This is a genomic window from Streptomyces sp. NPDC091387 (assembly GCF_044756945.1).
Classification (GTDB): domain Bacteria; phylum Actinomycetota; class Actinomycetes; order Streptomycetales; family Streptomycetaceae; genus Streptomyces.
On the sequence record NZ_JBIVTZ010000009.1, the window covers coordinates 304,780 to 325,224 of the forward strand.

At 72.6% G+C, this 20,445-nt stretch carries 22 protein-coding genes and 1 pseudogene; 10 read left to right on the forward strand and 13 right to left on the reverse strand.

The window, feature by feature from the left end; genetic code table 11:
- Position 1 precedes the first annotated feature (1 nt).
- Positions 2 to 1,162, reverse strand: a complete 1,161-nt coding sequence (locus tag ACIQM0_RS20690) for a glycosyltransferase (RefSeq protein WP_401288632.1) — start codon at positions 1,160 to 1,162, stop codon at positions 2 to 4.
- A gap of 104 nt (positions 1,163 to 1,266) precedes the next feature.
- Here ACIQM0_RS20690 and ACIQM0_RS20695 point away from each other — a divergent pair, with 104 nt between their 5' ends.
- Complete coding sequence (locus ACIQM0_RS20695; protein WP_401288635.1) at positions 1,267 to 2,781, forward strand: hypothetical protein; 1,515 nt, start codon at positions 1,267 to 1,269, stop codon at positions 2,779 to 2,781.
- Here ACIQM0_RS20695 and ACIQM0_RS20700 read toward each other — a convergent pair.
- Genes ACIQM0_RS20700 through ACIQM0_RS20710 form a run of 3 tightly spaced genes read right to left on the reverse strand, consistent with a single transcriptional unit; the run spans position 2,750 to position 7,019 of the window.
- Positions 2,750 to 3,994, reverse strand: a complete 1,245-nt coding sequence (locus tag ACIQM0_RS20700; protein WP_401288638.1) for a hypothetical protein — start codon at positions 3,992 to 3,994, stop codon at positions 2,750 to 2,752. The two genes, ACIQM0_RS20695 and ACIQM0_RS20700, sit on opposite strands and share 32 nt — an antisense overlap.
- Complete coding sequence (locus ACIQM0_RS20705; RefSeq protein ID WP_401288641.1) at positions 3,991 to 5,760, reverse strand: lipopolysaccharide biosynthesis protein; 1,770 nt, start codon at positions 5,758 to 5,760, stop codon at positions 3,991 to 3,993. Before ACIQM0_RS20705 ends, ACIQM0_RS20700 begins: the two co-directional genes overlap by 4 nt.
- Positions 5,757 to 7,019 (reverse strand): glycosyltransferase, encoded by a 1,263-nt coding sequence (locus tag ACIQM0_RS20710; protein ID WP_401288644.1) that lies wholly within the window; start codon positions 7,017 to 7,019, stop codon positions 5,757 to 5,759. The genes ACIQM0_RS20705 and ACIQM0_RS20710 overlap by 4 nt, the downstream gene beginning before the upstream one ends.
- Positions 7,020 to 7,232: 213 nt before the next feature.
- Between ACIQM0_RS20710 and ACIQM0_RS20715 the strand changes: the two genes are divergently transcribed.
- The gene (locus ACIQM0_RS20715; RefSeq protein ID WP_401288647.1) at positions 7,233 to 7,679 is read left to right on the forward strand and encodes an adenylyltransferase/cytidyltransferase family protein; all 447 of its coding nucleotides are present in this window, start codon (positions 7,233 to 7,235) and stop codon (positions 7,677 to 7,679) included.
- Here ACIQM0_RS20715 and ACIQM0_RS20720 read toward each other — a convergent pair.
- The gene (locus tag ACIQM0_RS20720) at positions 7,648 to 8,382 is read right to left on the reverse strand and encodes a CDP-alcohol phosphatidyltransferase family protein (protein ID WP_401288649.1); all 735 of its coding nucleotides are present in this window, start codon (positions 8,380 to 8,382) and stop codon (positions 7,648 to 7,650) included. The two genes, ACIQM0_RS20715 and ACIQM0_RS20720, sit on opposite strands and share 32 nt — an antisense overlap.
- Before the next feature lie 183 nt (positions 8,383 to 8,565).
- Positions 8,566 to 9,273 carry a ribonuclease H gene (locus ACIQM0_RS20725; RefSeq protein WP_401288651.1) on the reverse strand — a complete coding sequence of 236 codons (708 nt, stop codon included), beginning with the start codon at positions 9,271 to 9,273 and terminating at the stop codon, positions 8,566 to 8,568.
- A gap of 196 nt (positions 9,274 to 9,469) precedes the next feature.
- On the opposite strand from ACIQM0_RS20725, the gene ACIQM0_RS20730 reads away from it, so the two are divergent.
- On the forward strand, positions 9,470 to 9,652 hold the full coding sequence (locus tag ACIQM0_RS20730; RefSeq protein ID WP_401288654.1) for a DUF6381 family protein: 183 nt from the start codon (positions 9,470 to 9,472) through the stop codon (positions 9,650 to 9,652).
- A gap of 88 nt (positions 9,653 to 9,740) precedes the next feature.
- On the opposite strand, the gene ACIQM0_RS20735 is transcribed toward ACIQM0_RS20730, so the two are convergent.
- Positions 9,741 to 9,869, reverse strand: a complete 129-nt coding sequence (locus ACIQM0_RS20735; protein ID WP_401288656.1) for a hypothetical protein — start codon at positions 9,867 to 9,869, stop codon at positions 9,741 to 9,743.
- A gap of 29 nt (positions 9,870 to 9,898) precedes the next feature.
- Entirely contained in the window at positions 9,899 to 10,111 is a 213-nt protein-coding gene (locus ACIQM0_RS20740) for a hypothetical protein (protein ID WP_401288659.1), read from the reverse strand.
- Between the two features lie 204 nt (positions 10,112 to 10,315).
- On the opposite strand from ACIQM0_RS20740, the gene ACIQM0_RS20745 reads away from it, so the two are divergent.
- Positions 10,316 to 11,050 (forward strand): SDR family oxidoreductase, encoded by a 735-nt coding sequence (locus ACIQM0_RS20745; RefSeq protein WP_401288662.1) that lies wholly within the window; start codon positions 10,316 to 10,318, stop codon positions 11,048 to 11,050.
- A gap of 69 nt (positions 11,051 to 11,119) precedes the next feature.
- Here the strand turns inward: ACIQM0_RS20745 and ACIQM0_RS20750 are convergent, their stop codons facing one another.
- Positions 11,120 to 12,094: a zinc-binding alcohol dehydrogenase family protein gene (locus tag ACIQM0_RS20750; RefSeq protein WP_401288665.1), complete on the reverse strand. Its 975-nt coding sequence runs from the start codon at positions 12,092 to 12,094 to the stop codon at positions 11,120 to 11,122.
- 132 nt (positions 12,095 to 12,226) lie between these two features.
- Here ACIQM0_RS20750 and ACIQM0_RS20755 point away from each other — a divergent pair, with 132 nt between their 5' ends.
- Entirely contained in the window at positions 12,227 to 12,871 is a 645-nt protein-coding gene (locus ACIQM0_RS20755; protein WP_401288667.1) for a TetR/AcrR family transcriptional regulator, read from the forward strand.
- A gap of 15 nt (positions 12,872 to 12,886) precedes the next feature.
- Here ACIQM0_RS20755 and ACIQM0_RS20760 read toward each other — a convergent pair whose 3' ends face one another.
- A complete protein-coding gene (locus ACIQM0_RS20760; RefSeq protein WP_401288670.1) occupies positions 12,887 to 13,756 on the reverse strand; it encodes a UbiA family prenyltransferase in 870 nt (289 codons plus the stop codon).
- 118 nt (positions 13,757 to 13,874) lie between these two features.
- Between ACIQM0_RS20760 and ACIQM0_RS20765 the strand changes: the two genes are divergently transcribed.
- The 4 genes from ACIQM0_RS20765 to ACIQM0_RS20780 all read left to right on the forward strand — a co-directional run bounded on the left by ACIQM0_RS20765 (position 13,875) and on the right by ACIQM0_RS20780 (position 17,182).
- Complete coding sequence (locus ACIQM0_RS20765; RefSeq protein ID WP_401288672.1) at positions 13,875 to 14,930, forward strand: type III polyketide synthase; 1,056 nt, start codon at positions 13,875 to 13,877, stop codon at positions 14,928 to 14,930.
- 12 nt (positions 14,931 to 14,942) lie between these two features.
- Positions 14,943 to 15,470, forward strand: coding sequence for an isoprenylcysteine carboxyl methyltransferase family protein (locus ACIQM0_RS20770; RefSeq protein WP_401288674.1), 528 nt, complete (start codon positions 14,943 to 14,945; stop codon positions 15,468 to 15,470).
- Entirely contained in the window at positions 15,467 to 16,480 is a 1,014-nt protein-coding gene (locus ACIQM0_RS20775; protein WP_401288677.1) for an NAD(P)/FAD-dependent oxidoreductase, read from the forward strand. Before ACIQM0_RS20770 ends, ACIQM0_RS20775 begins: the two co-directional genes overlap by 4 nt.
- 69 nt (positions 16,481 to 16,549) lie before the next feature.
- Entirely contained in the window at positions 16,550 to 17,182 is a 633-nt protein-coding gene (locus tag ACIQM0_RS20780; RefSeq protein WP_401288679.1) for a class I SAM-dependent methyltransferase, read from the forward strand.
- Between the two features lie 198 nt (positions 17,183 to 17,380).
- Here the strand turns inward: ACIQM0_RS20780 and ACIQM0_RS20785 are convergent, their stop codons facing one another.
- From ACIQM0_RS20785 to ACIQM0_RS20795, 3 genes and pseudogenes are all read right to left on the reverse strand, one after another.
- Positions 17,381 to 18,031, reverse strand: a complete 651-nt coding sequence (locus tag ACIQM0_RS20785) for a hypothetical protein (RefSeq protein WP_401288681.1) — start codon at positions 18,029 to 18,031, stop codon at positions 17,381 to 17,383.
- Positions 18,032 to 18,108: 77 nt separating this feature from the next.
- A pseudogene (locus ACIQM0_RS20790) lies at positions 18,109 to 18,330 on the reverse strand (helix-turn-helix domain-containing protein); the annotation flags it as partial.
- 59 nt (positions 18,331 to 18,389) lie between these two features.
- On the reverse strand, positions 18,390 to 19,079 hold the full coding sequence (locus ACIQM0_RS20795; RefSeq protein WP_401288683.1) for a TetR/AcrR family transcriptional regulator: 690 nt from the start codon (positions 19,077 to 19,079) through the stop codon (positions 18,390 to 18,392).
- Between the two features lie 142 nt (positions 19,080 to 19,221).
- On the opposite strand from ACIQM0_RS20795, the gene ACIQM0_RS20800 reads away from it, so the two are divergent.
- The gene (locus tag ACIQM0_RS20800) at positions 19,222 to 20,370 is read left to right on the forward strand and encodes an FAD-dependent oxidoreductase (protein WP_401288686.1); all 1,149 of its coding nucleotides are present in this window, start codon (positions 19,222 to 19,224) and stop codon (positions 20,368 to 20,370) included.
- The last annotated feature ends 75 nt before the right edge of the window (positions 20,371 to 20,445 follow it).

Sequence of the window (20,445 nt, forward strand, 5' to 3'; positions counted from 1 at the left end):
GTCACCGGCGCTTCCGGCGGACCACGTTCTCGTAGGTCCGCCGGAGCGTCCGGGTCACGACGTCGATGGTGAAGTGCTCACCGACCAGCTCCCAGGCGGCCTGCCCCGCTTCGGCGTTGGCCCTGGGCTCCAGCAGTTCCAGGACCGCCCGCGCGACCTTCCCCGCGTTGGCCGCGTCCTCGCCGACCCGGCTGTCGATCACCCGGCCCGCGCCGGCCCGCGCCACGTCGGGCCCGAGGCCGCAGGTGCGGGTGATGACCACGGGGGTGCCGACGGACATCGCTTCGAGGACCGAGACGCCGAGGGGTTCCTCGATCGACGGAAGGACGTACACATCGGCCTGCCGCCCGGCCTCCAGCACCTCTTCGTGGCCGAGCGGTCCGACGTGGTCGAGCGAGTCCAGTACGCCCAGCTCGCGGGCCAGCCGGAGCGTGCCGGCCAGCGCCCCGGTGTCGGGGCCCGCCAGCACGAACCTGGCGTCCGGGTGCTCGGCCAGGACGGCGGGCATCGCGGCGACGAAGTCCTCGGGGCGCTTGCGCTCCTGTATCCGGGCGAGGAAGAGCACCGTCGGCGGCCGCGCGGGGTCCCGGCGGGGCTTGCGCTCCTGCGGCCGTACGCCGTTGACCAGGCGCACCGTCCGGGTGAGCGGTACCGGGGCCGCGACGGCGTTCACATCGATCCGTTCGGTCTCGGTGAGGTGCAGCACCGCGTCCGCGCCGCGCAGGACCCTCCGCACGCCCAGCAGATCGGTCAGCTGCGCCACCCGCTTCTCGGTCGGGTCCACCATGCCGTGCGTCTGGACGACCAGCGGGGTGCCGGAGGCCAGCGCCAGCAGCCCGGCGGGCAGCGTCACCAGATCACGCATCAGATGTACGTGGACGATGTCGGCGCCGCGCATCATCCGGCGGGCGGCCAGCAGCAACGGCCCGGAGGTGATGCCGCTGACCTCGAACCTCGGCAGCAGATGGCGGGCCTGGTAGAGGTGGGCGGGCACCCCTTCCACCCGGGACGGCAACGGGCCGTCGAAGCCGTCGCCCAGGGCCATGATCCGGGCGTCGTCCCCCTCGGCGCGCTGGACCTTGGAGAGGTTCAGGGCCACCCTGGTCGGACCGCCGAAGGCGTGGTCCGGGGTGTGCAGTGTGACGACGTGCAGGATCTTCACCAGGGTTCCCCTCGACCTCGGCAGCTGGTCCCAGACTAGTCATCAGATCTCCCCAAGTGGGTTGATTCGTTAGAGTGTTCACAGGCTCACGGAACGGGGAACAGATGACGTCCGTGCACGGGGTGACGCCGTCCGCTCCCGGCCGGGAGCGCGGGCCGCGGCGTCCGGTCGAGCCGCCCGCCAAACCCATGTCCTGGGCGATGCTGTCGCGGGCGATGGCCGTGCCGCTCATCCTCGGCCTGGTCTGCTTCCTGCCGGCGCTGATCGCCGCGCAGCCCGGGAGCGGGGTCCGGGACACCGCGTACTGGCTGCAACTGGTGCTGACGTGCTATTCGGGCGCACGGCTGGCGACCATGGTCCTGTCCACCCGGCGGCGGCTGCTGCAGGGCGTCTTCTGGATGTTCGTGTACATCGCGATGGGGGTGGCCCCGTTCGCCCAGGCCGTGATCGGGCAGACCCCGACGCCGATGGTCGGGCCGCGCTCCGACCTGGTGACGGCGATCGCGCTCGTCCTGGTGGGATGCGCCGCGTTCGACCTGGGGGCGCTGCTGGCGTCCCGGCGTCCCCTGCGCAGGCGTACCGGCGCGCGCGGGAGCGGTGGTCCGGCCACCGCGCACCCGGTCCGGCTGCGGCTGCTGGTGCTGGTGGCGTTCGCGGCGAGCGGCTACTACGTGCTGAAGCTCGGCGGGCCCGCGGTCTTCTTCTCCAGCAGGCAGGAGATCAGCGCCTCGGTCGCGGAGAGCGGGGTGGTGTCCGGCGGGTCGAATGTGGGGTCGGCGTTCCTCAAGGGGTTCGGTACGGTTCCGGCCCTGCTCGCGCTGCTCTTCTACACCCGGCGGCTGGTCACCTCGCGCAGGGCCCGGCGCTCACCGTCCACCGTGCTGGTCTGGTTCGCGCTGCTGGTCGTGAACCTGGTCGTGAACAACCCGGTCTCCAATGCCCGTTACTGGTTCCTGACGGTGCTGGTCTCGCTGCTGTTCACCGCGTTCCCGGCCAGTGCGGCGATGTACCGCTCGGTGCTGGCCATGGGCGTGATCGGGGCCCTGGTGCTGTTCCCGTACGCCGACCGGTTCCGCTACGACGACAACGGTTACCGGCCGGTGCAGTCGTCCTCGGTCTTCGAGCCGCTGGCCACCAAGGACTACGACCAGACGGTCATGTTCGCCAACACCATCTCCTGGGTCGACACCCGGGGCCACACCTACGGCCGTCAACTGGCGGGCTCCGCCTTCTTCTTCGTGCCGCGGGCGGCGTGGAGCGGAAAGCCGGAGGACACCGGGGTGCGGGTCGGGCAGTGGATGGGGATGAACATGACCAACCTCTCGGCCCCACTGTGGACCGAGCTGTGGGTCGACTTCGGCGCCCCGGGCATGATCGGCGGCTTCGCCGTGATCGGGTACGCGGCCGCGCGCACCGACCGCCGGTACGCGCGGGCGGTCTCCCGGGACGGCCCGGGGTCCGGCAGCATCCTGGCCGTCGCGGCTCCGCTGATCGCCGGGTACACCTTCATCCTGCTGCGCGGCCCGCTGTTGCAGGCGGCCGGGAAGCTGGCCATCGCGGCGCTGTGTCTGGCGCTGGTGACGAGTTTCAGGGACCGGAACGGACAGCGGTCGCACTGACCGGGGCCTGTCCCGCGGCGCCGCGACGGGTCAGCCGCGCCACCCGGGTCCAGGTGGCGATCGCCTTGCAGACGGAGCCAAGACAGAGGCCCCAGGCGGCGCCCGGTACCCCGCCGAGCACGTATCCCCCGGTGAGGAAGGCCACCGCGGCGAGCGAGAAGACCACCTGGATGGAGAGCGTGGTGCGCGGGTCGAGCAGTCTCAGCGCCAGCAGCCCGCAGGTGCCGACGGCCATCGCCGCGTACTGGCTGCCGGTCGCGGGGAGCAGCGCCGCCGCCGTGGGCCAGGTGTCGCCGAGCAGGTGGCGGCCCACCGATCCGGGGAGCAGGGCGAGGACGGTGGCCCAGCCCGCGGCGACCGCCGCCAGTACGGCGGCCAGGGCCGCGGTGGCCCGCACCCTGAGCCGGTCGGTGGCGAGCCGTCCGAGCAGCGGCGGGCCGAAGCCGGTGGCGGAGGTGAACAGGACGTTCAGCGGGCCGAAGAGGGTGGTCGCGCCGCGCAGCGCGCCGACCACGAGGGGGTTGCCGACGACGCCCAGGCCGAGGACGGAGAGCTGGCTGGTGGCGTTGCCCACCCCGAACTCGACGACGAACCGCCGGCCCAGGTGCCCGCGCCGCAGCAGGGGCTTCAGCCGGACGGGCGTACCGGCGGTCCGGCGGTGCAGCACGGTGACGGACAGCAGGAGCGCGGGCAGTGCGGACAGGCCCCAGACGGTGACGAGCCGGGCGGCCGAGGTGCCGGGCGGCTGTACGGTCAGGGCGCCGAGCACGCAGACCAGCCGGAGTGTGTCCGCGGCCAGCGCCAGGTGCTGTGCCTGGAGCGTGGCGAAGGCGTAGCGGGCCGTGTCCTGTCCGAGGACGACGGGCAGTACGATCCCCAGCATCATCAGGGCCCGTGCCGTGTCCCCCGGAAGTGCCGCGCAGACCGCTGCGAGCAGGCCGCCGAGGACCGCGGAGACGAGCAGGGTGAAGCCGACCGCGGAGCGGCAGGCGCCGCGTGTCTCCTCGCTCGCGCCGCGGCGCAGCACGAGCGGCTGTCCGGTGTAGGCGCCGAAGACGCCGAGCAGCACGGTGAAGACCAGATAGACGCCGGAGAACCGGGCGAAGTCGGCGACGGTGGAGAGCCTGGCCGCCACCACCAGGACCAGGATGTTGGTGAGCGCCGCCATCCCCTGGTCCGCGACCGAGCAGGCGATCGCGGTGCGTGCCCTCATCTGCGTCCCGCGGCGCTGCTGTGGTCGCTGCCGCCGTTGTGGCCGTTGCCGGGCCGGGTGCCGCCCTCCAGGGTGCGCAGGCCGAGCGTCTCCGTCGGGTCGCCCGCGCGGCCGCCGTCGGTCCGGGCGGGTCCGTCCGAATGTCCGCCGCCGCCCTGCCCGTCGCGCCCCGGTCCGGAGGTCTGCCGGCTGCGGGCGCTGCGTTTGGCCGCCTTCCGGCGCGCCCCGCGCTCCAGCCGTCCGCGGCCGGGGTGCAGCAGGGTGCCGAGCACGGACCCGCCCGCGGCGCCGATGATCTCGCGGATCCGCTCGAGGTCGCTGCGGTGCACCTCGCGCGGGTCGCAGACCACCACGACGCCCTCGACGCGGTCGATGAGCGCGACGGCGTCGGCGTACGAGAGGACGGGCGGGGTCAGCACGATGACGACGGCTCCGGGCCGGCCGCCCTCTGCGACGATCCGGCCGACGGGCGCGGAGGTCAGGGCGCGGGGCACGTTGTCCGTGCGGCGGCCCGCGATCAGGGTGAAGGCCCCCGATCCGGGCACGTCCACGTTGGTGCGGCTGTCGGAGGGCCAGCCCCGCCCGTCGCGCTCCGCGGCCCAGCGGGGCCGGCCGCCCTGGACCGCGGGGCCGAGGTCCCTGGCCAGTGACGGGGTGCGCAGATCGGCTTCGACCAGCAGGACGTCACGCCCCATCTCGGCGAAGGCGGCCGCCAGGTTGACCGCGGCGGCGGCGGCCATGTCGTTGTCCCCGCGCGGGGCCGTGACCAGGAACCGCCGTCGCTCGGCGAACGAGGGGTCGTACGCGAGGCGGAAGGCCACCGCCCGGTACTCCTCGGCCAGCCGGCTGCCGCCGCGTCCGATGGCGAGCAGCTGGCCCGCGGAGGCGCGTTCCCTGGGCAGGGTGCCGAGCAGCGGGGCGCCGAGCGAGCGGACGAGTTCCCTGGTGGAGCGGACGGCCGGGTCGAAGACGAGCCGTACCCAGGAGAGCAGCAGCCCGAGCGCGAGCCCGACGACGCCGCCGAGTCCGAGGAGCAGGGGCAGTCCCGCGCCGGTGGGCCGCTCCGGGGCGACCGGCTTCTTGTTCAGGTAGCCGGGTGTGGTGTCGAGGGCGCGCAGCTCCGAGACCTTCTGGCTGAGTCCGGAGATCGCGACGATCAGGTTGGCGCGGGCGCTGGTGACGTCGCTGCCGGCGGTGCCGGTCTCCTGTTCGGCCAGCCGGTCGCGCTGTTCGGTGAGCGGCTTCAGCTGGGCGCGGTAGCCGTCGACCATGTTGTCGATGCTGTTCTCGGTGCGCTCCCGGCGGATCTCCAGGTAGGCCTCGGCGAGTGCCTGGGCCCGCGCCCTGGCCTGTTCGGGGTCGCGGGCGGTGTAGGAGAACCTGAGCACCAGGGTGTTGGGCGGATTGGTGACCTGGAGGCCGGTCAGCAGCTTTCCGACCTCCACGTCGTCGCCGTGCTTGACCAGCGAGCCGACGGCCACGGTGCCCACGGCGTCGCTGACCGCGGTCTGGCGTTCGGAGCCGATGTTGATGCCCTTGTCGGCCGACGCACCGGCGGCGAACGGGTCGGAGGTGGCCGAGCGCACCGACACCTCGCCGGTGGAGGTGTAGGTGTCCTCGCCGCTCAGGGCGAGCCAGCCGCCGCCGAGCAGTCCGACGGCCACGCCGCACGCGAGCAGCGCGCGGTAGCGCAGGAGCTGGCGGAACTGGTCCCTCAGCAGCGCGGGTTCGTCCTGTTCCTCCAGGGCGCGGATCTGCTGGGTCATCGGTGTGGTCTCCCTTGGGCGTCCTGAAGGACCTCGGTGAGCAGTGCGTCGAAGCGGGCGAGACCGGCTTCCCGGCCGAGGTGACGTGCCACGTAGCGGGGTCCGTTGGCGCCGAGTTCGTCGGCGGCTGCGGGCTGCTCGACGAGCTTGCGGACGGCCGCGAGCACCGCGGCCGGGTCCTCGGGGGCGACGAGGAGTCCGGCGCCGGAGCGCTGCACCTCCTGGGCGGTTCCCCCTTCGTCGGCCACGGAGGCGACGACGGGGCGACCCGAGACGAAGTACGAGGTCAGCTTGGAGGGCACGCTCATGTCGAGGACGGACGCGCGCTGGGTCACGGCGAGGACGTCGGCGGCGGCCAGGACGTCGGTGAACTCGTCTGCCCCCGCCGCCGGCAGGAAGTCGAGGTTGGGCAGCCCTGCCGCGCGGGCCAGCAGCGCTTCGCGCTGGTTGCCGTCGCCCATCAGCACGATGCGTATCCCGGGGGCGATCCGGGCCGCGTCGACGAGGACCTCAAGGCCTTGTTTGAGTCCCATGTTGCCGGAGTGCAGCACCACCGGGGTGCCCTCGCGCCAGCCCAGGCGCGCCCTGGTCGCGGCCCGGTCGCCCGAAGGGGCCTGTATGTGGCTCCAGTTGGGGACCAGCCGGATGCGTCCGGGGTCGACTCCGTAGGCGGTGACCCGGGGAACGAAGCTCTCGTGGATGACGCCGACGAGCGAGGCGGCGCGCAGCGCGTACCGCTCGGCCCGGGACGCCACCGCCGCCGCCCTGCCGCCGCCGCGGATGCCGCTCTGCGCGGCGGCGGCGCCCATCAGGTCCTGTACGACGGGTATGTACGGGACCCGGTGGCGGCGGGCCAGCCGGGCGCCCAGGATGCCGCCCGCGAGGCTCGGCATCTGGGAGATCACCGCGTCCGGCCGCACGGCGGGCGGTGCGACCAGCCCGTGCGCGAGGACCGACGCCTCGAACGCGGCTCTCTTCAGGGCGCTCTGGCGGGGCGGCACGTAGTGTCTTCGCCGGTGGACGGTCACTCCCGAGCGCTCCTCGTCGGCCCGCCACACTCCCCGGTACTCCGGCTCGGTCCGCCAGGACGGATAGTGCGGCATACCGGTCAGCACATGGGTCTCGGCGCCGGACGCGGCCCAGTGCTCCGCGAGTTGCGCGGCGTACGGTCCGATCCCGGTCAGCTCCGGTGCGTAGTTCGTCGAGACCACCAGCAGACGGCGGTGCTCGAACAGTTCGTGCTGATCCGTGTCCGGCATCGGACGGTCACCTTCCCCCCGGAGCCAGCGGTGTTCCCCCCAAGGAACGGCCCCAAAAGTGAGCTTATCCGTTCACGAGATGAGCAAGTGGTCTTCACAGTAAGGTCGTTGCACGATCAACACCGATGCCGATATCCCACCGGACCGGATGCCATGTCCGGAAACCTGCCGGTGGGACACGGACATCACGTTCACCGTGGGGGGAGAGAACGGATGGTGCACAGGGTCGGCTACGCGCCGGGTGTCTACGACCTGTTCCACGTAGGTCACCTCAACATCCTGCGGCATGCCCGCAGCCAGTGCGACTACCTGGTCGCGGGGGTCGTCTCGGACGAGATGGCCGCGCTCGCGAAGGGCCACAGACCGGTCATTCCGCTGTCGGAGCGGCTGGAGATCGTACGGAGCGTCCGGTACGTGGACGCCGCGTTCGTCGAGACCGTCCCCGACAAGGTGGAGACCTGGCAGCAGGTCAGGTTCGACGTCATCTTCAAGGGGGACGACTGGCGGGACACGGAGAAAGGAAAACGGCTCGAACACGACTTCGCCGAGGTCGGCGTGGAGGTCGTCTACTTCCCGTACACCGTGCACACGTCCAGCACCCAGCTGCGCCGGGCGCTGGACTCGATGGTCAGCCTGCCCGGAGCGCTTTCAGCTCCCTGAACCACTTGACGAGGAACGCCACCAGGAACAGCGCGTGCACGGCGGCGAGCACGGCATAGCCGATACGGAACGCCGTCTCGTCGCCGAGCAGCAGGAACACCAGGCAGAACACCCCGTAGTCGGCCGGCAGCAGCGCCACGGCCCGCAGCTTCGAGACCGGTCGCACGGACCCGGCGTCACCGCCCGGACCTGGAAGGGCGGCGGCCCTGCCGAGCTGCTCACGCAGCAGCCCCGCGCAGAAGGTCAGCACGGCCACGAACAGGAAGCCGAGCGGCAGGAGCAGCCAGCCGTCGGCCGGCAGGGCGAAGTAGCGGTGGAACGAGATCAGTACGACGGTGTGGACGAGGATCATCTTGGCGCAGTCGACGACGTGGTCGAGCCATTCGCCGTCAGGACCTCCCCGGCCGGTGAGCCGGGCGAGCTGACCGTCGGCCGAGTCGAGGGCGAAGCCCACGGCCAGCCCCAGGTAGACCAGGACGGCCAGCCCCCACGTGGGCCTGGCCAGGGCCACGGACGCGAGGGCGGCGAAGGTGAACGCCGCGCTCACCGAGGTGACTTGATTGGGTGTCATGCGCAGCCGGAACGCGGCGGCCGCGAAGATCCGGCCGGCCGGCCGGTTCACGTACCGCGAGTAGAGCGACACCCCCTTGGCCGACTTCTGCGCCCCGCGCAGTTCCCGCAGCACCGTACCCGTGCTTTCCATACGCCCCCCAGCGTGTAGCCGTTCCCCACAGCCCCGGCGGCGCGTCGACCTCTCCGCCGGAGCCGCATCATGGCACGTGGAACCCGTCGCGGGGGCCGGATCGCCCCGGCCCGGCCGACGGATCGAGGCCCGCCGGCCGATCCGGGCACGGCGGGGCGACAGGGTTGTCCGGCGACGCGTGGGTCAGGCGGAGGCGGTGCGGCACTCCGGATGGCCCCAGCCCTGGTCGTTCTTGGCGATCGTGTCCTTGGCCGCGTAGGGCTTCCCGCAGTGGCACCGCCCGGCGAACCTGGCGCGGATGGTGGCCCCGGAGCGGGCCGTTCCGCCCGTGCTCTTCGCCGCACCGGCGGTGCTCTTCACCGCACCGGCGGTCCGCCGCCCTTCGGAGGCGCGGGCGGCCACCGGCACGGGCAGCTCCGCGGAACCCTGTGAGGTACCTGCCGCGCGCTGCGCCACGGCCACCTCGCTGGCCGCCTGGTCGGCGAGCGCGTTCAGCGGGTCGCCGTCCACCTGGTGGGCGGGCACGTAGACGAAGTCCACGGCCCGGCCGTTCAGCAGGGCGTCGATGCGGGCCACCAGATCGCGGTTGGCGACGGGTTTGCCGGCCGAGGTCTTCCAGCCGTTGCGCTTCCAGCCCCGCAGCCACTTGGTGACGGCGTTCATCGCGTACTGCGAGTCCATCCGGACCTCAAGCGCCACACCGGGGTCGACGGACTCCAGCAGCTCCTGCAGCGCGGTGAGCTCGGCGACGTTGTTGGTGGCGGTGCCCAGCGGTCCCGCCTCCCACCGAAACGGCCTGCCCGCGGCGTCGGCCACCACATACGCCCAGGCCGCAGGCCCCGGATTACCCTTCGATGCCCCGTCACACGCGGCGATCATGCGCTCGTTCATACCCCTGATCATGCCAGCGTCGAGGGGCCACGAGTCCCGCCGGTGCGAGCGCCGGCGCCCGCACCGGCGCGGCAGCCCGTTCCCGGCGCCCGCACCACCTGGCACCTTCACGGTACGTAGCGGTTCGGAGTGCGACGGTTCCGGAGCGCTGGTTCTCTGAGGGAGCCCGCTCTTCCCTACCGTTCAAGGAGCGACGATGAGCGTTGCAGGAGAAACCGGCCGAGCCGATCAGATGCGCGAGAAGGCCAGGCACATGACCGAGGCCGCGGAGCGCACCAACAACCCGGAGCAGCGCCGACGGCTCCAGGAGAAGGCCCGGAAGCTGCAGGAGCAGAGCGAGCAGCAGGCCGGCCGGGGCGGCAGCGACCTCCCCCTGTAGCCACGCGTCACACGGGCGACCGATGACCGCCACTCTTCCATGAGTGGGTGACTGCCATCGGTCGCTCAGTGCGTTGCGCCCGCCGCGGTCAGCGGAAGTCCTCGGCGTGGTCCGCGGCCCACTGCGCGAAGGGGGTGGCCGGGCGGCCCAGCACGCTCCGGACGTCGCCATGGGTCTGCTGCGGCGTGCCGTCCTGCCCGGCCTGGTAGGAGATCACCGTGTCGGCGATCGGCGCGGGCAGGTGCTTCAGCAGGCGAGCGAGGACGGCAGCACCACATGTTCGACGCCCGCCTTCCGCGCCGCCTCTGTGAACTCCTCGATGCCCTCGGGGTCCGCGTAGAGGAAGACCTTGCGCACACCCGCGAGCGCCTCCGGAAGCGTCTGCGGGTCGGACGGGTCGAACCGTACGGTCGGCGCGCCGCCCACCTGGCCACGGACGCCGGTCACAAGACCGGTCATGGTCGCTCCCCTGTTGCGCAATACGTCGGCCACTCGTGCACCCCCTCAAGTGGCCCCGCCGGCAAGGCATTCCCGGGCCGCTGCCGACGCACCCGGCTCCTCTCCCCCGGCCCCCGGACCTGCCCGGGAGCCGTTCGATCTTCACTCCCTACGATGGTCCCTCCGCAGGGACATCGGGTCCTCGCGCAGACGTCAGGGGCATTCATGAGTCGTCATCCGGTCACCGTGGTCACCGGTGGCAGCCGCGGAATCGGCGCGGCGGTCTGTGTACGTCTGGCGGGCGACGGCCACGACATCGCGCTGGGCTACCGCTCCGACGCGGCCGCGGCCGAGGCCGTCGCCGCCGACGTGCGCGAGACGGGCCGCCGCTGTGTCGTGGTTCAGCTGGACACGACCGATGAGGCAGGTGTCGACCGGCTCTTCGAGTCCGCGGCCGCCGAGCTCGGTCCGGTCACCGGGCTGGTCAACAACGCGGGCGTCGGCGGGCCGACGGGACCGCTCGCGAACGCCGACGCGGCCGGGCTCCGACGCGCCCTGGACGTCAACGTCGTCGGGTATCTGCTCTGCGCGCGGCGGGCCGTGCGCGACATGAGCCGGACCGGTGGCGGGGCCATCGTGAACATGTCCTCGGCCGCCGCCACGCTCGGCGGCCCCGGTGAGTACGTCCACTACGCCGCCGCCAAGGCCGCCGTGGACACGATGACCATCGGTCTGTCGAAGGAGGTCGCGGCGGACGGCATCCGGGTCAACGCGGTGTCGCCCGGCGTCATCCGCACCGAATTCCACGAGGACCCCGAGCGCCCCGACAAGCTCGCCGCCGGCATCCCGCTGGGCCGGCCGGGGCAGCCGGAGGAGATCGCCGGAGCCGTGGCGTGGCTGCTCTCGGACGACGCCTCGTACGCCACCGGGGCGATTCTGCGCGTGGCGGGGGGCCGCTGACGCCCCGCACGGTCACCCGTTGCAGCGGGCGACCGAAGCGCCGGGACGGGTGAGCTGCGGGAAGCCGTGTCAGGTCAGAAGCAGGATGCGGCCCAGCTGGGACCGGTCCTCGAGCAGCCGGTGTGCCGCGGCCGCTTCGGCGAGCGGGAGGCGGGCGTGGACGGCCGTGCGCAGCCGTCCGGAAACCGCGTACTCGGTGGCCTCGGTGATGTCGTGGCGGGCCTGCTCCGGGTCGGCCGCGCGCCATGCGATGAGGGAGAACCCGGCCACGGATCTCAGGGCGAAGAGGTCGGTGACGGGCACGCTCGTCAGCTCGCCGCCCGCGGCTCCGTAGATGACGGCCCGGCCGAGCGGATTCAGTACGTCGAAGCTGCGCCGCAGGATCTCGCCGCCGACGGAGTCGAGCACGACGTCCACGCCTCCCGGTGCGGCGCTGCGGACCTGCTCGGGCCAGTCGCTGTCCGTGTAGTCGATGGCGATGTCGGCGCCGCACTCGCGGACGAAGCCGAGTTTGGCCGGTGTGCCCGCGGTGGCGATGACCAGGCCCGCGCCGAGCAGTCTGGCGAGTTGTACGGCCAGATGGCCGATGCCGCCGGCCGCGGCGTGGATCAGGACCGTCTCGCCCGGCGCGAGCCTGCCGGTGCGCAGGCTCCGGAGTGCGACCGGGGCGCCCATGGGCAGCATGCTGGCCGCCCCGAGGTCCAGGCCGTCGGGTACCGGGGCGAGCCACCGCGCGTCGGTCAGGACGTAGTCGGCGAAGGCGTCCTCGGCCAGCCCTGCGACTCGTCGGCCGACCTGCTGTGTGTCGACGCCGGGCCCGGCGGCCTCGACCGTGCCCACCACGTCGCCGGTGAGTCTGCCGGGCAGGGGGCGCTGGAAGAGCGGCCCGGCGGCAGGCCCGCGCCGGAACTTGGTGTCGACGAAGTTGGCGCCGATCGCCTCGGCCCGGATGAGCACCTGCCCCGGCCCCGGCGTGGGGATGTCGGCCTCCTCCATCGTGGGCACGTCCGGATCTCCGTATGCGTGGTAGCGGACTCGTCGCATGATGACTCCTGTGGAACGACGGGCAGGGGTTCAGGGGTTACCCCGCCCGAAGCTAAACTGGACTCCCGGTCAACTTAAATCGACCGTACTGGACCGTCGGTCCAGTTGTCTACGAGGAAGGGTGAGGACCCGATGGCAGAAGGCCGCCGCGAGCGTGCCGACGCGGCACGGAATCGACGAGCGATCCTGCGGGCGACCGAGGAGCTCCTGGCCCTCCACCGGCCCGAGCAGGTCTCGATGGAGCAGGTCGCCGCCGCGGCCGGCGTCGGCAAGGGCACGGTCTTCCACCGCTTCGGCAACCGGATGGGCCTCATGCGGGCACTGATGACCGAACGGGCCCTCGCCCTGCACGAAGCCGTCACGACGGGACCACCACCACTGGGCCCGGGGGCCCCGCCGGATGAGCGCCTCCTCGCCTTCCTCGATGCCGTCGTGGACGTCGTGGCCCGTAACAAGGGACTCCTGGCCGCGCTCGGCCACGCCGCGACGACTGCGCAGAGATCCCCGGAGGACGCGCGCGGCACACAGCCCGTCTACGAGTTCTGGCACGGGCACATCACCGCGCTGATCGGCCAGGAGCGGCCGGACCTGGACGCCGGACTCCTGGCTCACATGCTGCTCGCCACCCTGAGCAGCGTCCCGATTCTGCGCCTGCTGGAACAGGATGACGGCCGACGCCTCGCCGATTCGCTGCGCGCCCAGGCGACGGCCCTGCTCAACACCTCGGCGAGCCCAACCGATCGAGGAACGAAAACCTCTCCAGCACCAGGACCGTGACCCCGGCCGGCCGGGTCACACCGGCACCGCGCCCCGCACCAGCAGCAGGGCCACATCGGCCGCCGCCACGGCCACGGCGGCGGCGAGCGCGGCCTTGCGCCAGTACCGGCCGAGCACGAGCCCGGCCAGCGCCGTCGGCGCCGCCACTGCCAGGGTCAGCACCCCCCACCGGCCCGGCGGCCCGGCCGGGCCGAACGCCAGCACCGCAGAGGCCGCCACCAGCGGCACCGGCAGCAGCAGTCCGGTGCCGGTGACCCCCAGCCGGTGGGGCAGTCCGTACACCCCGCCGCGCAGGTCGTCCTCGATGTCGGGGAGCACATCGCCCAGATGGGCCGCCAGGCCCAGCAGCGCACCGGCCGTCACGGCCCACCAAGCGGGACCCGGACTTCCGGGCAGGGCCAGGGCGGCCATCGCGGGCAGGGCGGCGAACCCGATCACGTACGGGAGCCAGGACAGCACTGTCGCCTTCAGTCGCAGGTTGTACGCCCAGGCGGCCGCCACCGCGGCCAGGTGCACCGTACCGGCGAGCAGTCCGCAGGCCAGGGAGAGCGGAACGCACAGCAGGGCGGCGGCGAACGCCGCCGTCCACACCGTCTGACGGCTCACCGACCCGTCGGCCACCGGTTTGCCGCGACGGCCGGCCGCGGCGTCCCGCCGGGCGTCGAAGGCGTCATTGCACCAGCCCACCGAGAGCTGACCGGTCAGTACGGCGGCGACCAGGAGGGCGCGGCGGATTCCGTCGAGGCCGACGGCGACGCCCAGCGCCCCGGCCAGCGCGCTCACCGCGACCACCGGGCCCGGATGACAGGAGCGGGCCAGTGCGGCGGCGCGGCGTGGCGGCCACGCGGTCGTGGTGCAGACGCGCGACGGGTCGGGGGTGCCCATCACGTGATCGTAGGTACTGCGTGCCGGACGGGCATGGCAGCCGCACGGGTTGTTTGCGGTGTTTTGTCCTCGATGTGGGGCAGGGATGGGCCATGACGCCTCCGAATCAGGACCCGGGATGACCCGGATCGCCGCCGTTCACGGCACCCCGGCTCCCTACCGCCACACACAGCGCGAGGTCACCGACATGGTGGCCCGCACCTGTCTGCCGCCGGGGGCCGACCGGCGGGTGCTCGACCGGCTGCACGAGAACGCCCGGGTACGCACCCGGAACATGGTGCTGCCCCTGGAGCGCTACGCGGAGCTGGACGGGTTCGGCGACGCCAACGACGTGTTCATCGCCGCGGCCGTGGACATGGGCGCGGAGGCGCTGCGCGGGGCGCTGCGGACGGCGGGGCTGCGGCCCGCCGATGTGGACCTCCTGATGTTCACGTCCGTCACCGGGGTGGCCGCTCCCTCGGTCGACGCCCGGCTGGTGGGGCGGCTCGGTCTGCGCCCCGATGTGAAGCGGCTGCCGGTCTTCGGGCTCGGCTGCGTGGCCGGGGCCGCCGGGGTGGCCCGGCTGCACGACTACCTGCTCGGCCGTCCCGACGACGTGGCGGTGCTGCTCTCGGTGGAGCTCTGCTCCCTCACGTTCCAGCGCAACGACGCGTCGACCGCCAATCTGGTGGCGACCGCGCTGTTCGGTGACGGGGCGGCCGCCGTGGTGGCACTCGGCGAGGGCCGGGCGTCGGGGGCCGGGCCCGAGGTGGTGGCGACCCGCAGCCGCATGTATCCGGACACCGAGCACGTGATGGGCTGGGACATTCGCAGTTCCGGCTTCAAGGTGCTGCTCGATCCGGCCGTCCCGGATATCGTGCGCCGGTATCTCGCCGACGACGTGAGCGACTTCCTGGCGGAGCACGGGCTCAAGCCGAAGGACGTGGCGCACTGGGTGTGCCACCCGGGCGGCCCCAAGGTCCTGGAGGCCGTATCCGACGTCCTCTCGCTCCCCGACGGCGCTCTCGACGTCACCTGGCGCTCGCTGGCCGAGGTGGGGAACCTGTCCTCCTCCTCTGTGCTCCACGTACTCCGGGACACGCTGGAACAGCGGCGGCCCGAACCGGGTTCGCCGGGGCTGCTGATGGCGATGGGACCCGGATTCTGCTGCGAACTGGTGCTGCTGCGCTGGTAGGTCGGAGGACACATGATCTGGTACACAGCACTGGTGCTGGCCGTGGCGGGCGAACGGCTCGCCGAACTCGTCGTCGCACTCCGCAACACCCGCTGGGCGCTCGCCAGGGGCGGCGTCGAGACCGGCCGCGCCCACTACCCGGCGATGGTCGCCCTGCACACGGCGCTGTTGCTGGGCTGCCTCGTGGAGGTCCGGCTCGCGGACCGGCCGTTCATGCCACTGTTCGGCTGGGCGATGGTGGCCGTGGTCGCGGCCGCGCAGGGTCTGCGCTGGTGGTGCATCCGTACGCTCGGGCACCGGTGGAACACCCGCGTCATCGTCGTGCCGGGGCTGCCTCTGGTGACCGGCGGACCGTACCGCCTGCTCCGCCACCCGAACTACGTCGCCGTCGCCGCGGAGGGGCTCGCGCTGCCGCTCGTCCACGGCGCGTGGGTGACCGCGGTGCTCTTCACCGTTCTCAACGCGGCGCTGATGACCGTACGTGTCCGGTGCGAGGAGGCGGCGCTCACGGCCGCGTCGGCTGCGGACGTTCCGGCGTGATCGACCTCCTGGTGGCGGGCGGCGGTCCGGCCGGTCTGGCGGCGGCGATCCGGGCGGCCCGGCTGGGCCTGGAGACGGTCGTCGTCGAACCCCGCGCCTCGCCCGTCGACAAGGCCTGCGGCGAGGGCATCATGCCCAGCGGGGTCGCCGAGCTGCGCGCCCTGGGCGTCGAGGTGTCCGGGCACCGGCTGCGCGGCATCCGGTACGTCGAGGGCGCGCGCAGCGCCGAAGCTGCGTTCCGGGGGCGGACGGGGCTCGGCGTGCGGCGGACCGAGCTGCACACCGCCCTGCACGGCCGGGCGCTGGGGCTCGGCGTCCGGATCGTGCCGGGCAAGCTCGCGAACGTGACACAGGGCGACGGCCGGGTCAGCGCGGGCGGGCTGACGGCCCGTTGGATGATCGCGGCCGACGGGCTGCACTCGCCGCTCCGGCGCGAACTGGGACTGGACGGTCCGGGCACGGCGGTGCGCCGCTACGGCCAGCGCCGCCACTACCGGATCGCCCCGTGGACGGACTGCGTGGAGGTCCACTGGTCCCGTCGCGGCGAGGCGTACGTGACACCGCTCGGGGACGGCCTGGTGGGTGTGGCCGTACTCAGCCGGGAACGCCGTTCCTACGAGGAGCACCTGACGGCGTTCCCCCGGCTGGCCGCCTCACTCGCCGGCCGGGAAGCGGGTCCCGTGCGCGGCGCCGGTCCGCTGCGCCGGCGGGCGCTGGACCGGCGGGCCGGCCGCGTCCTGCTGGTGGGTGACGCAGCGGGGTACGTGGACGCGCTGACCGGTGAGGGGGTGGCCCTGGCCCTGGCGACGGCCGCCGCGGCGGTGGACGCACTGGCCGCGGGCCGCCCGCAGGACTACCCGGCCCGGTGGAGGAGGCTGACCAGGCGTCACCGGTTGCTCACCGAGGGGTTGTTGGCGGTGGCCCGGCATCCGTCGACCGCCCGCCTGATCGTCCCCGCCGCCTACCGCGCACCGGCCGTCTTCGGTGCGGCCGTGCACGCGTTGCAGTAGTCCACGACAGTCGCGAATACTGTAGCGGCGGGGGCCGGGGACATTGGCCCGAGAAGGAGTGGATTCCCGATGGACTCAGGTCAACAGCCCACTGCCGCGTCGGTGTTCGATGCCATTGGCGCCGAGTACGAGCAGGCCTTCGCCGGATCGGCCGCGCACCACGCCTCGTTGGAGCAGCTGCTGGAACAGCTCGCCCCGCACAGCCGCGTACTGGATGTCGGCAGCGGCACCGGGCGGCCGACCGCGCAGACCCTGACCGCCGCCGGTCATGAGGTGCTCGGCGTCGATGTCTCTCCGGTCATGGTGGACATCGCGTCCCGGCAGGTGCCCCGGGCCACGTTCCGTTGTGCGGACATCCGTGAACTACTCCTTGAGGAGGGGAGTTTCGACGCCGTCTGTGTGTACTTCTCGCTCCTGCAGATGTCGCGCGCCGATCAGTCGGAGGTGCTGCGTCTGCTCGCACGGTCCCTGCGGCCCGGCGGCCATCTGGCCGTCGCGACGGTGCCGTTGGACCTGGAGGGCGTGAGCGGTGAGTTCATGGGACGGCCGGTGCGGGTGACCAGCTTCGGGCCCGAGGAATTCACCGCGTTGGTGGCCGGGGCCGGCTTCTCGGTCCTGTCGGAACGGAGCAGCGTGTTCACACCGGCCCATCCGGAGGCGGCGCCCGAACCGCACCTGTTCCTGCTCGCCCGGCGGGCATGAGGAAGCGTGCAGCGGCGCGTCTCAGGCGCGCCGCTGCAGGCCAGTTGAGAACTTGTTCTCCGCAGGTGTCACGTTCACTCGCCGAGGCGTGTCAGTGCGGTGCCGGAGCGAACCCGCACCGGCATCCGCCTGATGAGGAGTCCTCACGATGTCCCGCGCTCACGTCGTCGTCATTCTCGTGGCCGCCGCCATGGCCGGCTACTCGGCCGGCGCCCTCTCCTGCGCCCAGTGGGTTGTCCAGGCCCTCACGTGGATGTCGCTCAGCTGCCGGAACCGCCGTCCGAGCCGCTGTCCGGGCCGCCCCGCTCGGCGTACGCGCACAGAGCCGGGAGCTTTCCGGCCGGATCGTCGTCGGACGGCAGGCACGACACGAGTGTGACGCCCGGGGTGTCCACGGGCGCCGGCTTCACGTAGCCGAACGTCAGCCGGCCCAGTCCGGGGTGGTCGAACGCCCTGCGGGCCGGCCCGGAACTCCGCGACATCGTGGGTGCCCCACCAGCTCCGGAACTCCTCGCTGTCCCTGCACAGGTCAGCCGTCAGCCGCTCGAACGACTCATCGCCGGTGTCGCGGTCCGCGCCGGCCCGGTACTGCTCCAGCAGCGCCCGCGCCTGCCCCGGCCAGTCCGCCAGGAGCGTGCGGATCCTGGGCAGGGTGAACACCATCCTGATGAGGTTGGGCCCGGCCCCGTCCCCGGCGTCCGAGGGCCCCACCAGGCCGGCCTCGGACCGGTTGCGGGCCAGCAGGTCCCAGCTGGGGGCGAGCGGATACACCGGATTCGGGTCGAGTGCGTCCACCAGGCGCTGCAACGCCGGGGTACCGGCCCGCGCGTCGGCCTCCGGAGGCGGCACCTGGCCGGCAGCGCGAACAGGTTCCGGGTCTCGGCCGGAGAGAGCCGCAGCACCCGCGCGAGGCTGAGCAGCACCTGACGGCTCACACTGATGTCCCTGGCCTGTTCGAGCCAGGTGTACCAGGTGACGCTGACGCCCGAAAGAAGGGCCAGCTCCTCGCGGCGCAGTCCGGGAGTACGCCGGCGGAGCCCGCTCGATGCCGACGTCGCCCGGCTGGACACGGTCCCTGCGGGTACGGAGGAACTCCGCCAGGACCCTGCGCCGTTCACCGTCACCCATCGAAACCCCCGATCCGCCACGCACCGTGCGCCCCGGACCTACCGCCCGTGGCCGCCTCCTCCGGCGGGTCGGCCGTCCGCTACCGGCGAGCGGTGATTCCGGTGATTCCGGTGATTCCGGTGAGGATGAGGTCGATGCCGGCGAGGAACTCCACCCGGTCGTCGTGCTCGCGCAGTTGTCCGGCAATGGTTCGGGTGAACGCGTACTCATCGGGGTCGAGCTCGGCCCAGGTGGCCGCCACGGCGTCGAGGAACGCGGTCCGGTCCGTCCCCGGCTGGAGCGTCTGCGTGTTGGCCGCGTTCTGGCCGGCCACTCCGAGGATGTAGCTCATCAGCGCGGACACCGCGGTGAACTGGGCGGGCCGGGGCACCTCGAGCGCCCGCACCTCGCGTCCGATGCGTTCGAGGACCCGCAGCATCGGCGGCTGCCACGAGTTACGGGCAAGCTGCGCGCCGGCCCATGGATGGGCGTCGATCGCGTCGAACACGCCGAGCGCGAGGGCCCGGATCGTGTCCTGCGGCGTGGCGTCCGTGTCGCCGTCGGCGACGGCGGCGGCCACGACGGCGTCGGTGGCGGCGGCCAGCAGTTCCGTCTTGCCGGTCACATGCCAGTAGATCGCCCCGGGGCCGGTCGCGAGGTGCTCGGCCAGCGCGCGGAACGTGAGCCCGCTCTCGCCCACCGTGTCGAGCAGCTCGACGGCGGCGCTGACGATCCGCTGCGCGGAGAGCGGTTCCTGCCGTCGTTCCGGACGACGCGTCCTGGTTGCCATGCCTCCATCCTAGACACCCTGGAACGCCGTTCCAGCTTGACAATGACTGGAACGGCGTTCCACCCTGGACCTGCTGGAACATTGTTCCAGGCGTGACCGCCGGGGCAGCCTCCAGCGGTCCGCGATCAGGAAAGGAGACACCATGACCACTCCCGTCACGATCATCGGCGCCGGACTCGGAGGGCTGACGCTGGCCCGCGTCCTCCATGTCCACGGCATCCCGGCGAAGGTCTACGAAGCGGAGACGTCGCCGACCGCCCGCACCCAGGGCGGCATGCTCGACATCCACGACCACAACGGGCAGCCCGCGCTCAAGGCCGCCGGACTGTTCGACCAGTTCCTCGCCCTCGTCCACGAGGGCGGTGAGGCGATACGGGTGCTCGACATGCGGGGATCCGTGCTGTTCGACCGGTCCGACGACGGAGCAGGCAAGCGGCCCGAGGTACTCCGCGGCCGGCTGCGGCAGATCCTGCTCGACTCACTGCCCGCCGGGACGATCGAATGGGGCCGCAAGGTCACCGCGGCCCGCCCCCTCGGCGCGGGCCGGCACGAGCTCACCTTCGCCGACGGCTCGACCGTGACGACCGGCCTCCTGGTCGGCGCGGACGGTGCGTGGTCCCGCGTCCGTCCCCTGCTGTCCGGGGCGAAGCCCGAGTACGTCGGCACGGTGTTCGTCGAGACGTACCTGTTCGACAGTGACGAGCGCCACCCCGCGAGCGCGAAGGCGGTCGGCGGAGGGTCCATGTTCGCGCTCGCGCCCGGGAAGGGGATCGTCGCCCACCGGGAACCGGACGGCGTCCTGCACACCTACGTCCAGCTCAACAAGGCCAGGGAGTGGAGCGACGGCATCGACTTCACCGACGCCGGCAAGGCCACGGCCCGCGTCGCCGAGGAGTTCGACGGCTGGGCGCCGGAGCTCACGGCGCTCATCACCGACGGCGAGACCGCGCCGGTCCTGCGAACCCTCCACGCGCTGCCGGCCGGACACCGGTGGAACCGTGTCCCGGGTGTCACCCTGCTCGGCGACGCCGCCCATCTGACGCTGCCCTCCGGCGAGGGCGCCAACCTCGCGATGTTCGACGGCGCGGAGCTCGGCAGGGCCATCGCCGCGCATCCCGACGACGTCGAGGCCGCGCTCACCGCATACGAGGACTCCCTGTTCCCCCGCAGCGCCGAAGCGGCCGCCGAGGCGGCGGACCTGCTCCCGCTCTACCTCAACGACGAAGCCCCGCAGAGCCTCGTCGACATGTTCACCGGCGCGGAGCCGGGTGCCGACCGACCGCGCCGATGAACGGACGGGACGGGTGAACCACAGCGCTCAGGCGCGGCCTGGCCCGATCAAGGCTCACGACTGCCAGGTTCTTGC